Below are 15,082 nucleotides of genomic sequence, written 5' to 3' on the forward strand. Positions count from 1 at the left end.
TCAATGAGCTAAATGCCATTTACACAATCTTAAGCCCCCAGACGGCACGCTAGGTGTCAAGCGGGAGAATGTGTCATGGCTATTGCCCTGCAAAATCTTTTGTCCAAGCGCATGTCTTACCTGATGCAGCGTCAGGACGTGATCGCGCGCAATGTCGGGAATGCCGACACCGCAGGATACCGCGCGCAAGACTTGACGCCGTTTCAGCAAATCATGTCGGCAAGCGGCGGCGGGTCGCCCACCGGATTGCGAGTCACCAATGCGCGCCATATCACGGCGGCTGGCGGTTTGGCGGGCGCGGGGGCCACGGCGGTGAACGAGCGTAAGCCCTATGAGGTTCTACCCTCGGGCAATTCCGTGTCCTTGGAACATGAAATGTTGAAGCTGGCCGAGACCACACAAGACTACAGCGTGACGACGTCGATTTATCGCAAGCTGCATGGCTTGTTCCGCACCGCGCTAGGTAAGGGCGCATAACGAAAACAGCCAGGGGAGAAGGTCGAAAAATGGCAAATCGCGACTCCACCACCGGCGATGTAATGGCTCCCATGCGCCAGGCGGCCTATGGCCTGAAGGCGCAAGGACAAAGACTGCGCGTGATCGCGGAAAACATGGCCAATGCCGACACCACCGCCGACACGCCCGGCGGCACGCCCTATCAGCGTCAGATCAGCACCTTTCGCAATGTCCTGGATCGCGTTTCGGGCATGCGCCATGTGGAATTTGGCGGCGTGCGCACGGATACCACCGATTTTCAGAAACGCTATCAGCCCGGACACCCGGCGGCGGACAAGGACGGCTATGTGCTGATGCCCAATGTCCAGCCGCTGGTGGAGATGATGGATATGCGCGAAGCCCAGCGCAGTTATGAAGCCAATCTCAACATCGTCGATGCCGTCAAGCAGGTCGTCCGCCAGACATTGGACGTGCTGCGTGGCTAACCGCTAGGTCGAAGAAGGGAGAGCATCCGCCATGATCGCGAATATCAATTCCGCCTTATCCGCCTATCGGAATACCATCACCGGAGGCGAAGGATCGTCAAAGAACTTGGCCAGTGCCGCCACCGAAGCCGGCGACTCCTTCGGCGGAGTCCTGGCCGGCATGGGAAGCCCGCTGATCGGCGCGCTCAAGAACGGCGAAAAAGCCATGATGGATACCGCCTCGGGCAAAGGGAACCTTGCCGCCTTGGTCAGCTCGCTCAGCGAAGCCGACATCATGCTGCAAACCGTCTCAACCGTCCGCGACAAAGCCATCCAGGCCTATCAAGACATCATGCATACGGCAATTTGATGGAATAAGGGGCTTGGCCACTACCTAATGCGAAACCTGTTGCGCAGGGCCAAAAATAATAAGAACCACAAGCCGATGCTAAATAGTTTTTGAAGAAGCTGAAGGACGTTCCACCAAAACTCGCTCCACGGGCCGCATGTCGCCTTGATTTCTGCCCGATTGGAATCACAAGAAGCGTTGAATGCTTGTGGAAATCCCGTTCTTTCCCTTGTCACGAGAGTCACCCTCGCGCATGCGGGGGTCCATCTCCTATCCCTGCCGATGGAACTTATGGTGCAGACATATCGCTTCCATACAGGCCGATATGGACATGAGTCGAATTGAGTATGCTCATCGCCTTTGCCGAAAAAACTCTTTCAGCAATTCGCCGCATTCCGTTTCCTGGATGCCGCTATACACTTCGGGCCGGTGGTGGCAGGTGGGTTGCGAGAACCAAACGGGGCCGTGCTCGATCGCTCCGCCTTTGGGGTCGGGGGCGCCGTAATAGAGGCGGCGAATGCGGGTATGGCTGATGGCCGCCGCGCACATGGCGCAAGGCTCTAAGGTCACATACAGGTCGCATTCGGGCAGGCGCGGCGCGCCTAAAATCCTTGCGCCTTCGCGCAACACCAGGATTTCGGCATGCGCGGTGGGATCGGCCAGGGATTCGACGGCATTGCCCGTTGCGGCCACGACCTTGCCCGTGCGCCCGTCAACAAGGACGGCACCCACGGGGACCTCTTGGTCAAGGGCCGCTTTACGAGCCTGTTCAAGGGCTTGGGACATATATGAAGGGGGAGGCGTGAAGATCACGGGAATGCCTTGTCTTTGCCGCTTTGCTGACACGATCGCGAGGCATAGAATGCACGATATCTTGGTTTAAAACATCAAAGGATGGAAGCCGAACGATGCGCCCTTGCATTGCCCTGGTGGATGACGACCGCAATATCCTGACTTCCGTGCGTATGGCTTTGGAATCGGAAGGTTTCGACGTGCGCACTTACAGCGACGGCGACGAGGCACTTAAGGGCCTGACCGCCCAACCGCCCAATCTGGCCGTGCTGGATATCAAGATGCCGCGCATGGACGGCTTGGAGCTTTTGGCGCGTTTGCGCCAAACCAGCCGCATGCCGGTGATCTTCCTGACATCGAAGGACGATGAGGAGGACGAGTTGGAAGGTCTGCGCGTGGGCGCGGACGACTATATCAAAAAGCCTTTCTCGCAACGCCTGTTGATCGAGCGTATCCGCGCCCTCTTGCGGCGCGAGCAATTGGCCAATGAGCAAAAATCCGATCCCAACACCGTCTTGGTGCGGGGGGAATTGGTCATGGACAGCGCCCGCCATTCCTGCACCTGGAAGGGCAAACCCGTGGATCTGACTGTCACGGAATTCCTGCTGGTCCGCGCCTTGGCGCAACGGCCTGGCCATGTCAAAAACAGAGATCAATTAATGGATGCCGCCTATGGCGAGTCCATCTATGTTGACGATAGAACAATTGATAGCCATATCAAGAGGTTGCGTAAGAAATTTAAATCTGTGGATGATGATTTCTCGCAGATCGAGACTCTGTACGGCGTGGGGTATCGTTATAAGGAGGATTAGATCGGATCCTTCCATGGAGGGCTGATATTATCGCTCGGCCAAAGATCATCTTCCATCGCATTGAAGAATTGAAGAGGAGAAATCCATGTTTTTCGCCAGTGACACGACGGCTCCGGTGTGTAGCGAAATTCTAGATGCTATTCGCGATTCTTCGGATGGTTTTGAACACAGTTATGGAGCGGACAGTCACACGCAGCGCCTCAATGAGCGTGTATCGGAGCTATTCGAAACATCTTGCGTGGTTTATCCCGTGATTACAGGTACAGCCTCTAACGCCTTGGCCTTAAGCGTTCTAAGTCCGCCTTATGGGGTCGTTCTGTGTCACCGCACGGCACATATCCAAGAAGACGAATGCGCTGCACCGGAGTTTTTCTCAGGTGGGGCCAGATTGGGTTTATTGGAAGGTGAAAATGGACGCATGACAGTCACATCACTGACGGAGGCGCTGTCTGCAATGAGCCATGGCGTTCACAGTGCGCCGATGTCGGCTTTGTCGTTGAGTCAGGCGACTGAATGGGGAACCGTTTATCGTCCCGAACATGTGTCTGAGCTAGCAGGAATAGCCAAACGTCATGATTTATCTGTGCATATGGACGGAGCCAGATTTGCCAATGCTTTGGTTTCTTCGGGCGCGACTCCCGCGCAGATGACTTGGAAGGCGGGAGTGGATGTTTTGTCTTTGGGGGCGACCAAATGCGGCGCTCTGGGAGCGGAGGCTGTGATCTTCTTCCATCCCGAACGTGCCGCCGACTTTGAGCGCCGTCGGAAGCGGGCGGGACACCTGATCTCAAAAATGCGTTTTGTGTCGGCGCAATTGAACGCATGGTTCGAAAATGATCTGTGGCTACGACTGGCAGGTCATGCCAATCAAATGGCGCAGATTTTGGCACATTCGCTGCAGGAGTTGCCGGGCGTGTCTATCGTGGTTCCTGTTGAAGCCAATGAGATTTTTGTGCAAATGCCCGCCTTAGCCGTAAGCGCGCTTGAAAAGGCAGGTGCGGATTTCTATACCTGGACTGGTGGTACGTCACAATTCCCCATGATTCGCCTGGTTACACATTTTGCGACAACGGAACAGCATGTGCGTGACTTTGTAGGCTGTGTGGAAAAAGCGCTAGAAGAACAAGCGGCTTAGTTCGTTTGGCGCGACTATCAAAATGCATGAAATGATTGAAATGATCCGTTGTTTTCCCTAGAGTTTTACAAGATAGTAGATGGTCGTCCGGGGACGAGGGAGATGAGGTAAGGTCAATGGCAAAGAGTACACTCCTCGCTCAAACGGCGTTTGCGCCGCAGGCTTGGCCCGATGAAGACGCCGGCCTTGACGAGTCGATCTCATTTGCGCGGGATGCCTTGTTGCGTCGGCAGAATCCCGATGGACATTGGGTGTTCGAGCTGGAGGCGGATGCCACCATCCCATCGGAATACATTCTTCTGCTGCATTATCTGGACCGTCGCAATTCCGAGCTTGAGCGGCGTTTGGCCGTTTATCTGCGGCGGCGACAAAGCGCGCAGCATGGCGGTTGGCCTTTGTTCCATGAAGGGGCTTTTGACATCAGCGCCAGCGTGAAGGCCTATTTCGCCTTAAAGGCGGTGGGCGACGATCCGCAGGCGCCTCATATGCGCCGCGCGCGCGAGGCGATCTTGGCCCATGGCGGGGCCGAGAAAACCAATGTTTTTACACGGTTTCAAATGGCGTTATACGGGGCGGTGCCTTGGCGCGCCGTGCCGGTGATGCCCGTTGAGATCATGGCTCTGCCGCGCTGGTTCCCGTTTCACCTGGACAAGGTGTCCTATTGGTCGCGCACGGTGATCGTGCCCATGTTGGCGCTGATGGCCCTAAAGCCCCGCGCGCGCAATCCGCTGGGCATATCGGTGGATGAGCTGTTCCACACGCCGCCGCACAAAGTGCGCAATTGGCACAGCAATCGCGCTAAAAGCTTTTGGGTGCATGTCTTTAGGGGCATCGACGCCGTTTTGCGTGCGACCGAGCCTATGTTTCCCAAAGCTTTGCGTCAGCACAGCTTGGATAAGGCCGTTTCCTTCGTGCGCGAACGCTTGAATGGCGAAGACGGTCTGGGCGCGATTTATCCGGCCATGGCCAATAGCGTGATGATGTTCGATGCGCTGGGCTACAGTCCCGACCATCCCGATTTTGATATCGCTTGGCGTTCGGTGAACAAGTTGATCGTCGAAGGCCGTGACGAGGCCTATGTCCAGCCTTGCGTCTCGCCGATTTGGGATACGTCGCTGACCGCGCATGCGATGTTGGAATCGGGTGAAGAGGGTATCTTGGCGGCGCGGCGCGCGGCGCGTTGGCTGGCGGCCAGGCAGATCACCGATGTCGTGGGCGACTGGGCCAGCCGTCGGCCCGATACGCCGCCGGGCGGCTGGGCGTTTCAATACGCCAATCCCCATTATCCGGATACGGACGACACCGCCGTGGTGGCGATGGCGTTGCATCGGACCGATGCGATTTCTTACAAATCGCATATCGACCGCGCGGCCCAGTGGATTCTGGGCATGCAATGCCGGGATGGCGGCTGGGGCGCTTTCGACGCCGATAACACGCATTCGTATTTGAATGCCATCCCCTTTGCCGATCATGGAGCCTTGCTGGACCCTTCGACGGCGGATGTCACGGCCCGGTGTTTGGGGATGCTGGCTCAGTTGGATTATCCCACGGACCATCCCGCGATTCAGGCGGCGGTGGCCTATTTGCGGCGCGAGCAGGAACCCGATGGTTGTTGGTTTGGCCGCTGGGGCACCAATTATATCTATGGCACATGGTCGGTGCTGAACGCTTTGAACGCCGTGGGCGTGCCAGGGGATGATCCATCCATGCGCCGCGCGGTGGATTGGCTGTTGGCGCGACAACGCGCCGATGGCGGCTGGGGCGAAGACGGCGCCAGTTACGAGCCAGGCAAACCCAAGGGCGAAGGGCCGATCAGCACTCCCGCGCAAACCGCTTGGGCGGTGCTGGGGTTGATGGCGGCGGGAGAGGTAAGCCACCCTAGCGTGGCGCGCGGGATCGCCTGGCTGATGGACAACCAGACCGAAGACGGCCTATGGCAAGAAGATCATTATACGGCGGTGGGTTTCCCGCGCGTGTTCTATTTACGCTATCACGGCTACCGCGCTTTCTTTCCGCTATTCGCCTTGTCGCGCTATCGCAACCTGACCCAAGGGCGCGCCAACCGCGTGGCATTCGGGTTTTAGCCTATAGCGCATAGGAAAGCGGTGCAGGCGGTTTGGTTAGTAAATGACGGGATTCCAGCATCTGCCCCGGCCGATGGTGCTGAGGATTTGAAAGAGTCTGCCTTAGCAAGCATCAAAACCAACCCTCGTGATCCCTTCCTACAGCATCTGACTCAATCCCGTTTGCACCACGGTCCATTCCTGTTCGATGGCTTGGAGATAGGCGCGCTTCTCAGATGCGGAGGCTTCATGGGCGTGTTGGGCTTTTTGGCACAGCTCGGATAATCGGGCCGCGCCCAGATTGGCCATCTCGCCCTTGATGGCATGGGCCGTCTTACGCCATGTTTCGTTCGCGCCATCGGTGCATTCGGCGGTCAGTGTGGTCAGGGACTCTTGGGTGCTGGTGATCAGCGTATCCACCAGAAGACGCGCGCCCTCTCTATCTTCGCCGAACACATCGCTCAGATTGGTTAAATCCAAGGACTCGAGCGGGACGATCGGTTCAGGAATGTCCATGCTTCCTCCCTCTATTGAGCCAGATGAGCCAAGGGAACAAATGAGCCGTCTTTTTGTAAACGGGTGAAATACACCGCATCCGAGCCTTGGGTTCGTCCCGCGCCAAAGGTCAGTTTAAATCCGTCCAGATCGTAACTGCCTTGCGACAGCTGTTCCAAAAGGGCCACGCGTGTCGGGCGGCCTTCGATTCTCCTAAGGGCCTCTATGACCAGACGGCCCAGAACATAGCCTTCCATCGAGACATAGCCGGGGGACTCGTCGGGTAGGGCGGCTTTCAAGGCCGCTCGGTATCTGATGGCCAGGGGCAATTGCGCGTCGGAAAAAGGCGGCAGAATTTGGGTCATCACAACGCCATCTCCCTCTTCGCCCAGTTCCTGGGCCAGCGTGTTGGCCCCGACGATGGACAGGTTAAAGAACAAAGGACGCATTCCCTGCTTCCGCGCCTGTTTGATGAATTCCGCGCAAGGTTCATAAACGCAGATCATGGCCACGGCTTGGGGGGCGGAAGCTTGTATGTTGGCCACGGCGGCTTTGACGACGGCGGTGTTGCGTTCATAACTGGATTCGGCTGAAGGGGTCAGTCCGTGCCGTCGCAAGGCGGCGCGTATGCCGTCGCGCCCAGCCTCGCCGAACCCGTCGGATTGATAGAAGATGGCGATTTGGTTGATCTTTAGGTCCCTTATGAGATGTTCAACCCATGTCGAGGTTTCCTGGTCATAGGACGGACGCAAATTCACCACATGTTTCAGGTCGTGACGGCGCAGAAGGCTCGCCCCTGTGAATGCGCCGATATAGGGAACGCCTTCGCGTCCCAGCATAGGGATAAGAATGCTGGATGTCTGGGTGCCCACGGCCCCGATGATGGCGAAGACGCGGTCTTCTTCGATCAATTGCCGCGTGATGGCGATGCTTTTCTCGGGCGTGTAGTCGTCATTGCGCGAGATCAAATCAATCTGACGGCCATGGACTCCGCCTGCGGCATTCGTCTCGGCAAAGGCGGCCAATAACCCAGCGCGCATGCCGCGTCCCAGTGCCGAGACTGAACCGCGCAAAGGCGTCGGCTGACCGAATGTGATGGTCGTATCCGTAACGCCGTCGCTGGCCGCATCGCTTGCCGCCCGGGCGTCGCCGCCGGACAGCCCCAGGATCATCAGCACCAAACCAAGGCCAACAGAGAGTCTCATATGATGGTCCTGGAAAGAAGAGGTCCGCCCTGCGTCTTGTATTATGCCAGCAGGAAGTTAACTGATCGTTCAGGAAAAACGTCTCTTGGAATCAAGGGCTAGGCCGGTGGCAACGCTGGCGAAGGCGTCAGTTTCCTGGACGCGCGCGGTGGGTACGGCCAAGGCGATGGCTTGATGCACGGCCGGAATGCGCGAAGCTCCGCCGGTGCAAACCACGCTGCCGATCCGCTGCGCCGGAACGCCCGAGTCTTGAATGGTCCGCGCGAGGGCCTGGCTCATGCGTTCGATATGAGACTGGTTTTCCTGTTCAAACACCGCGCGGCTGGCGGGGATGCACAGGTCTTTTTGGCAAAAACCGAGATCCAGCGACGTCATATCGGCACTCGATAGACGTATCTTAGCGGATTCGACCTCAAAGGATAGGCGGTGCCCAAAACGGTTTTCGATCACATGGATCAATCTATCGATCAGTTCCGGATGCTCGGCCTCGCGCCGGATATGTCGCAGCTCGGCCACCGTGCGGTGGGTATAGAGCAAATGGATGCGGTGCCAACTGGACAAATCGAAATAGCATCGGGCGGGAATGGGCAGATGTTTATGATGCGTGAAGCTGCCATAGCCAAGGGCGGGCATGGCACAGGCCATGCTGAGGCAACGGTCAAAGTCGTTGCCGCCGATATGCACGCCGCCATTGGCCAGGATGTCTTGATGTCTTTCGATTTGTGCGCGGCGATCCGGCCCCACGCGCACCACGGAAAAATCCGATGTGCCGCCGCCGATATCAGCGATTAAGACAAGCTCTTCTCCGGTGACGCGCTGCTCGTAATCGAAGGCTGCGGCAATGGGCTCGAATTGAAAGGCGATATGCCTAAACCCCGCCAGACGCGCGGCGTGTTCCAATTGCTCTTGCGCCAGGGCATCGGCTTTTTTGTCATAATCGACGAAAAAGACCGGACGGCCCAGCACCACATTCTCAGCCAGATCGCCGGTTTCGGCCTTGGCCTTTTTGCGCAGATGGTCAAGGAAAGTGGCCACGATCTCGACAAAAGTCGTGGATCGCTTGTTGATCATGGTGCGGTCTTCGGCCAGGGCGGTGCCCAGAATGCTTTTGATGGAGCGCATGAACCGCCCAGGCAGAGCATCGGCATAAGCCGTCATGGCCGCGCGACCAAAAGCCACGCCGCCGGCCGTGTCAAAGAACAAGACGGTGGGAAGGGTGGGCTGGTCGTTTTCTAAATCAATCAGACCGACGCCTTCAGGGCGCACCACGCCTATGGCGGAGTTCGATGTTCCAAAATCGATACCGATGAACATAGGCTTTATCCCTAAAGGGGAGGGTCATGTATCATGCATTTTCCGAGTGCGTCAAGAAATAGGCGCGCGTTACTTCGTCACGCAATCCGTGCGTGGACCGTGAGTGTGGCAGCGCGTGCGCTGGGGGCGGTTCATGGCGCGGATCATTTCCTGCTGCATATACCATTGCATCATGGCGTCGGATTCGGCCTGACGCTGGGCCAGTTCGGTTTGATGCGCGTTGTCCAGATCGCGCTTGATTTGCACAGAGGCGGCGGCGAATTGAGGCATCATCTCGGCCACAATCCGTTGATCCTCTTGCGCGGCCTGACCCCATGTGAGCTGGCGTTTGACAAGGCGCAGCATCACCTCGTCCCGACGTGTCATCAGGTTATTCATGATCGGCACAAGGCTTGGGGTCACGGACCACATCTCGTCCATGGCCACCTTTTTACAAGGAATCTTGTCATCATGCAGGGCCATCAGAAGCTTGGCTTCGGCCTTGGTGGGCTTGGTGTCGTCCGTTAGCTCCGCCATTCTATAATCGGGATTGTCGGGTGTGGTGATGTGACGAATGATGGGCAGATATTGCGGCTTGCTGTTCGCCGCTTGGATACAAGCCTTCAGGTTGTTCATCGAAACCTGGCTAACTTGCGCGATTTTTTGGGATTCTTGTTGAGCCGCTGTGGCCGTACAGGCGGCCAAGGACACAGCGACAAGACATAGCATCAGCATCCGCATGGCCCGCTCCCTTAAGATGGGTTCAAGCGGGGATGGTGCCAGAGCTTTTCGTCATTCTTGTGACAAGAAACCGTTTCTTACACGTTGAACTTAAAGTGCATGATGTCGCCGTCCACGACCAGATATTCTTTGCCTTCCTGGCGTACCTTGCCGGCTTCGCGGCAAGCCGACTCGCCGCCCAGGCGGACGTAATCGTCATAAGCGATGGTCTCGGCGCGGATAAAGCCGCGTTCGAAATCGGTGTGGATGGCCCCAGCGGCTTGCGGAGCCTTAGCCCCGTGAGGGATGGTCCATGCGCGGGTTTCTTTGGGACCTACGGTAAAGAAGGTGATCAGGTCAAGCAGGGTATATCCCGCGCGGATCACTCGGTTCAGGCCGGGTTCGTCCAGGCTTAGCGTGTCGAGAAAGTCTTTCTGCTCTTCCGGCGCAAGCTGGGCGATTTCCGACTCGATGGCGGCACTGATAATCACCGCCGCGCCGCCCTCGCTTTTTGCCATGGCAGCGACCTTGGCCGCCAGCGCGTTGCCGGTGGCCGCCTCGCTTTCACCGACATTGCACGCATACAAGACCGGCTTGGCCGTCAATAATTGCAGAGTTTGCAAACGCGCCGCGTCTTCATGGGATAGTTCCGTGCGCAAACGGCGCACGGGTTTGCCCTCGCGCAGCAGGGCCAGGGCTTGTTCCATCACGGGGGCGATAGCCTTTGACTCCATGTCACCGGCGCGAGCCTTCTTGACGGTCGCATCGGTGCGACGCTCTAAGGAATCGAGATCGGCCAGCATCAACTCGGTCTCAACCGTGGCGGCATCGCGCAACGGATCCACCGAGCCTTCCACATGAGTCACCTCGCCCTCGAAGCAGCGCAGCACATGCACCAGGGCATCGACTTGGCGGATATGCCCCAAAAATTGGTTGCCCAATCCTTCGCCCTTGCTGGCCCCGCGCACCAGTCCGGCGATATCCACAAATTCCAGCTGAGTGGGCACTGTTTTGACGGAGTTGGCCAATATCGCCAATCGGTCGATCCGTTCATCCGGCACCGCCACGCGGCCCACATTCGGCTCGATGGTGCAAAAAGGATAATTCGCAGCCTGCGCCGACATGGTGCGCGTGAGGGCGTTGAACAAGGTGGATTTGCCGACATTGGGCAAACCGATGATGCCGCAGTTAAAGCCCATGGGAAGAAGCCTTTTCAGTGTTTTTGGGAGCCGCCTTGTCTTGCATGGCAATAGCCACGCGACTGGCGAAGGTGTCGTTCTGGCCTGTCAGCATCAAGGGCAATTCTCGCGCCACGACAGACAGCCACAGGCTAAGGGGGGCTTGCTCGTCATCGCCAAAGCGGCTGAGAACATGGCCGGTCACGTCTTCGCGCTCGCCCGGATGGCCTATCCCCATGCGTATGCGCCAATAATCCGTGCCGATTTGCTGGTCGATGGAGCGTAGGCCGTTGTGTCCGCCCGCGCCGCCGCCGCGTTTCACGCGAAGTTTGCCAAAGGCCAAGTCCAGATCGTCGTGGAACACGATCAATTGGCCGGGCTTGGCCCGGCAGGCTTGCAGCATCGGGCCGACGGATTGGCCGGAAAGATTCATGAATGTTTGCGGCTTAAGCAGAACAAGGCGGTGTTCCCCAATGCTTCCTTCGGCTATCAGAGCGTCCCGACTCTTTTTCCAAGCGGGGAAGCCATAAGCTTGCGCCACCGCATCCAAGGCCAGAAAGCCGATATTGTGGCGTGTGCCGGAATAGGCAGGGCCGGGATTCCCCAGCCCTGCCAATATCCAGTGAGTGCCTTGCAAAGACAAGACGGAACCAGACGTGAAGGCGTGTTAGGCCTTCTTGCCTTTGTCGCCACCGCCCGCAGGGGCCTTGCCCTTGTCGCCGCTGGCAGGCGTTTTGCCGCCAGCTGCAGGGGTGCCTTCGGCTTTCTTCTCGCCTTCGGCAGCGCCTTCGCCTTCGCCCGATTCGGACTTCTCTTCCGAACGTTGGGCAGATGGCGCGGCGATGGTGGCGATGGTGGTATCCATCTCAATCATCGGCGTGACATCTTTGGGCATGCTGACATTGGACAAATGAATCGTATCGCCAATGTCCAAGCTGCCAATATCCGCCACCAATTTTTCGGGGATGTTCTCGGCCGAGCACATCACGTCGATTTCATGCAGAACGATGTTCAGCATGCCGCCGCGCTTGATGCCTGGCGAGGTCTCGATGTTCAGGAATTCCATGGGCACATGGGTGTGCACGCGCGTGTTCTTGCCCACGCGCAGGAAATCCATATGGATCGGCTGATCCGTGACCGGATCGCGCTGAATGTCGCGCGGCAATACGCGATGCTTCGTGCCATCCACGTCCAGCTCAATGATATGGCTGAAGAAGCCGGCACGACGGATGGTCTTGACGACTTCAAAGCCGTCCAGGGAAAGCATCACCGGCGTTTCACCGCCGCCATAAATGACCGCCGGCACACGATTGGCGCGACGTGTCGTACGAGCGGCCCCCTTGCCGGCTCGGTCCCGCCGCTGCGCGGCGAGAGCAACTGTTGTCTGGCTCATTGGCCCATACTCCTTGATTAAGACACAACAACCCCCTGGCCTCCAAGGGTGCCTCGGTGGGTGCGCTTTGATAGCAGGTTTTTTGTGGGAATGGAAAGAGTTGCATGCCGTTTCATACAAAGAAACGGCATGGCTGCATGGATTTACGGGAAAAGGCTTAACAAACGCTGATAGAAGGTCTGATCAATCTTCGTGCCCAGACCGCTTAGCGCGCCAAGAATGGCGATCGAAACCATGCCCGCGACCAAGGCGTATTCGATGGATGTCGCGGCGGCTTCATCTTTGAATAATGCTTTAAAGTCTAGGAGTTCGTACATGCATGCCCCCCGCCTGCATCACGATGCGTTTGTCCCTATACGGATCAGGACACAAAAAAACTCCCGCCGACGGGGGGGCATAGAGGGGCCCCCCCGCGGCTGGAGCCAAGCCAAGTTCGACTTGGCGGACGTCCGGCCTTATGGAAGCGCGGCGTCGACCTTGCTAAAGGTGTTCGACAGTTTCGGACCAAGGGCTGTCAACACACCGACGATCGCAACGGCAATCAGGGCAGCGATCAAGCCATATTCAATGGCGGTGGCGCCCGATTCATCTCTTAGCATCTTCATCATGGGACATTCCTCCGTTCCCTAGTTGACCGACGGTACCGTACTGATTTATTCGATGGGTCTTTCAAACCCACGATGTCATCATAGCGTTACAGTACTTAAATAATCGTAAAAAAACCGAACAATCATCATTAATATGCAGTAAATTCTTAGATAAAATTCTATTTCAATTTTATTTAAAGTCAGTTAATTATAGTATTACTTGATATAAGCAATATTTTTAATTAGAATATTTTTATCATTGTACTAATATTATCATATAAAGACAGGATATGTCATAGATAATGTTACATTAAATTTGATTTATTCCAATCGATCCATACCTTAAATATATTTCATATTTTTTTATAACTGGAGTGACATTTCCATTCATTATGGAAAAGCGGGAACTTCTTTTTAGAGATTCCATTGAAGCAACGCATGTGTTGCTTGGCTTGATTCTAGAAAACGGCCTTCTTTGAGGGCAACTAATCCAGGCCGGGTCCGAACCGATTTGGGGCCGGCCTACCCCCATGCTAGACACAATAAAACCGTTACTCCCCACGATGTTAGTCAGCATGAAGAGCTTGCACAACGATAGGCGGGCGTAGCGTAAACCCGCTACGACCACACCACAAACAGATGGTAGGGACTGGGCAGGTGCTACGCTCTTCCTACCCAGCCTCATAGCTCAGCACTTGTCCGCGCGGCGTGGTGATAGACAGTTTCCGCCCATGTCTATTTGGCAAAGATTCGACTCGGCCCAGAGTGTGCGTCTTGATACCGACAGCATGGGCCAGGCTAGTGATCGTGGCAACGGCCTTGGGATCGCAGACGATCTCCATGCCCCAGCCCATATTGAAGGAGGGATACATATCCTCATCCGGCAACTGGGTCTCACGCTGGACGAACTGGGAGAAGGGCGAGACAGGCACATCGTCTTTGACATAATGCACGCCCTTGCCAAATCCCAGGCCTTTGGTTTGACCGCCGCCTGTGTTGTGGATCACGGCGGATAGCTGCGAGCGGCACTCGCGGAATATCAGCGCCATCAATGGCAGATAGGTGCGCGTGGGGGAAAGCAATGCATCTTGAACCGTCATGCCATTCAGTTCAGGAATTCCATCGGCCAGGTGGCACGGGCCGGCATAGGCTTTTTCGCCCAAACGCGCCTCGAATGTGTCGGGATAAGCGCGATAATCGGAGTGCAGCAGGCGATGGCGCAGCAAGGTCAGCCCGTTGGCGCGGACGCCTGAATTGGGACGATCTTCCCAAACCGCCTGACCGTCCGAAGCCAATCCCACAATGACATGGCCGGGTTTGACTTTGCTGGCATTGATGAAATCACGGCGATCCATCTCGGTGACCATGGCCACATTTAGCAATAGGCTGGGCGTTAGGTCGCTGACATCGGCGGTCTCGCCAGATCCGATGCGAAGATGAATAGCGTCTTGGTACCCACAGATTTCTTTCGTCACGTTATGGATATGCGCGGCGAAATCATGATAACCGCCGATGATGGCCGCCAGAATAGGATCGGCATCGGCGCGCGAAATTCGATTGCGATCCACCACATTCATCACATGAAACGGGCCGAGCGCTCCGACGCAAAGCAAGTCATCCGTATTCATCACCAGGGCATCTTGCGCCAGGCCAGCAAAAATGCTTTTGGCCAATTCGGTGCGCACCTGGGCAGATGTGTGAGGTTGAATCTGTGTCAGATAGACCAGCCACGCCAATGCGGCCTTGGTCCCTGCCCCGTCCACGTGATCGAGCATGCATGTGCCTAGATTGCCGCTGAGGCTGGGCCAAGCCTTACAAAAAGCCCCCGGGAAAATGCTCTGATCGTTTTGATCAACCACGTCATGCACGGCTTCTTTGCTTGTGGACACACCAAGTTTTGCGTAAGCGGCGGACTCGACGGCCATGGATGTATTCTCCTAGAATTAGAACGGATGCCCAGCCGTTATAATTTTCTTTCCGTCTAATGACAATGGATATTGTCCACATTTCTTACCGAAGGGGCTTCTACATCGAGGCGTTGAGGAAAGCGATGGCCAAACACGGCAAACTGGAAATCTTCAACACGGATATCCTATGATTCTATAGCCGAGATGTTTTGTATGCGTGCCAAATATTTCGG

General features: G+C 56.5%; 17 protein-coding genes. 6 read left to right on the plus strand and 11 right to left on the minus strand.

Translation table 11 applies throughout. The annotated features are described in order from the left end of the window. The first annotated feature begins 75 nt into the window (after window positions 1–75). The 3 genes from IPI58_02545 (at window position 76) to IPI58_02555 (ending at window position 1,290) form a co-directional block, all read left to right on the plus strand. Complete coding sequence (locus tag IPI58_02545; GenBank protein ID QQR69562.1) at window positions 76–477, plus strand: hypothetical protein; 402 nt, start codon at window positions 76–78, stop codon at window positions 475–477. Between the two features lie 62 nt (window positions 478–539). Then, window positions 540–941, plus strand: coding sequence for a flagellar basal body rod protein FlgC (flgC, locus tag IPI58_02550; GenBank protein QQR70015.1), 402 nt, complete (start codon window positions 540–542; stop codon window positions 939–941). A 31-nt stretch (window positions 942–972) separates the two neighbouring features. Continuing rightward, window positions 973–1,290, plus strand: a complete 318-nt coding sequence (locus tag IPI58_02555) for a flagellar hook-basal body complex protein FliE (GenBank protein QQR69563.1) — start codon at window positions 973–975, stop codon at window positions 1,288–1,290. Window positions 1,291–1,620: 330 nt separating this feature from the next. On the opposite strand, the gene IPI58_02560 is transcribed toward IPI58_02555, so the two are convergent. Next, window positions 1,621–2,055, minus strand: coding sequence for a nucleoside deaminase (locus IPI58_02560; protein ID QQR70016.1), 435 nt, complete (start codon window positions 2,053–2,055; stop codon window positions 1,621–1,623). Between the two features lie 122 nt (window positions 2,056–2,177). On the opposite strand from IPI58_02560, the gene IPI58_02565 reads away from it, so the two are divergent. The 3 genes from IPI58_02565 to shc all read left to right on the plus strand — a co-directional run bounded on the left by IPI58_02565 (window position 2,178) and on the right by shc (window position 6,092). Continuing rightward, window positions 2,178–2,873, plus strand: coding sequence for a response regulator transcription factor (locus IPI58_02565; GenBank protein ID QQR69564.1), 696 nt, complete (start codon window positions 2,178–2,180; stop codon window positions 2,871–2,873). Window positions 2,874–2,958: 85 nt separating this feature from the next. Continuing rightward, window positions 2,959–4,008 carry a low specificity L-threonine aldolase gene (locus IPI58_02570; protein ID QQR69565.1) on the plus strand — a complete coding sequence of 350 codons (1,050 nt, stop codon included), beginning with the start codon at window positions 2,959–2,961 and terminating at the stop codon, window positions 4,006–4,008. A 116-nt stretch (window positions 4,009–4,124) separates the two neighbouring features. Beyond that, window positions 4,125–6,092, plus strand: coding sequence for a squalene--hopene cyclase (gene shc, locus IPI58_02575; protein ID QQR69566.1), 1,968 nt, complete (start codon window positions 4,125–4,127; stop codon window positions 6,090–6,092). A gap of 138 nt (window positions 6,093–6,230) precedes the next feature. Here the strand turns inward: shc and IPI58_02580 are convergent, their stop codons facing one another. From IPI58_02580 to IPI58_02625, 10 genes are all read right to left on the minus strand, one after another. Then, the gene (locus IPI58_02580) at window positions 6,231–6,587 is read right to left on the minus strand and encodes an Hpt domain-containing protein (GenBank protein QQR69567.1); all 357 of its coding nucleotides are present in this window, start codon (window positions 6,585–6,587) and stop codon (window positions 6,231–6,233) included. A gap of 11 nt (window positions 6,588–6,598) precedes the next feature. After that, on the minus strand, window positions 6,599–7,771 hold the full coding sequence (locus IPI58_02585; GenBank protein QQR69568.1) for an ABC transporter substrate-binding protein: 1,173 nt from the start codon (window positions 7,769–7,771) through the stop codon (window positions 6,599–6,601). A gap of 69 nt (window positions 7,772–7,840) precedes the next feature. Then, window positions 7,841–9,085, minus strand: a complete 1,245-nt coding sequence (locus IPI58_02590) for an Hsp70 family protein (protein ID QQR69569.1) — start codon at window positions 9,083–9,085, stop codon at window positions 7,841–7,843. A 69-nt stretch (window positions 9,086–9,154) separates the two neighbouring features. Next, window positions 9,155–9,805 carry a hypothetical protein gene (locus IPI58_02595; protein ID QQR69570.1) on the minus strand — a complete coding sequence of 217 codons (651 nt, stop codon included), beginning with the start codon at window positions 9,803–9,805 and terminating at the stop codon, window positions 9,155–9,157. Window positions 9,806–9,882: 77 nt separating this feature from the next. Then, entirely contained in the window at window positions 9,883–10,983 is a 1,101-nt protein-coding gene (ychF, locus tag IPI58_02600) for a redox-regulated ATPase YchF (protein QQR69571.1), read from the minus strand. Further along, window positions 10,973–11,599, minus strand: a complete 627-nt coding sequence (locus IPI58_02605) for an aminoacyl-tRNA hydrolase (protein QQR70017.1) — start codon at window positions 11,597–11,599, stop codon at window positions 10,973–10,975. The genes ychF and IPI58_02605 overlap by 11 nt, the downstream gene beginning before the upstream one ends. Before the next feature lie 30 nt (window positions 11,600–11,629). Continuing rightward, entirely contained in the window at window positions 11,630–12,355 is a 726-nt protein-coding gene (locus IPI58_02610; protein QQR69572.1) for a 50S ribosomal protein L25/general stress protein Ctc, read from the minus strand. Window positions 12,356–12,498: 143 nt separating this feature from the next. Then, the gene (locus tag IPI58_02615) at window positions 12,499–12,672 is read right to left on the minus strand and encodes a Flp family type IVb pilin (GenBank protein ID QQR69573.1); all 174 of its coding nucleotides are present in this window, start codon (window positions 12,670–12,672) and stop codon (window positions 12,499–12,501) included. 138 nt (window positions 12,673–12,810) lie between these two features. Beyond that, the gene (locus tag IPI58_02620; GenBank protein QQR69574.1) at window positions 12,811–12,963 is read right to left on the minus strand and encodes a Flp family type IVb pilin; all 153 of its coding nucleotides are present in this window, start codon (window positions 12,961–12,963) and stop codon (window positions 12,811–12,813) included. Between the two features lie 650 nt (window positions 12,964–13,613). Beyond that, window positions 13,614–14,867: a phosphoribosylformylglycinamidine cyclo-ligase gene (locus tag IPI58_02625; GenBank protein ID QQR69575.1), complete on the minus strand. Its 1,254-nt coding sequence runs from the start codon at window positions 14,865–14,867 to the stop codon at window positions 13,614–13,616. Window positions 14,868–15,082 lie beyond the last annotated feature (215 nt).

The organism is Alphaproteobacteria bacterium (genome assembly GCA_016699305.1).
GTDB lineage: Bacteria > Pseudomonadota > Alphaproteobacteria.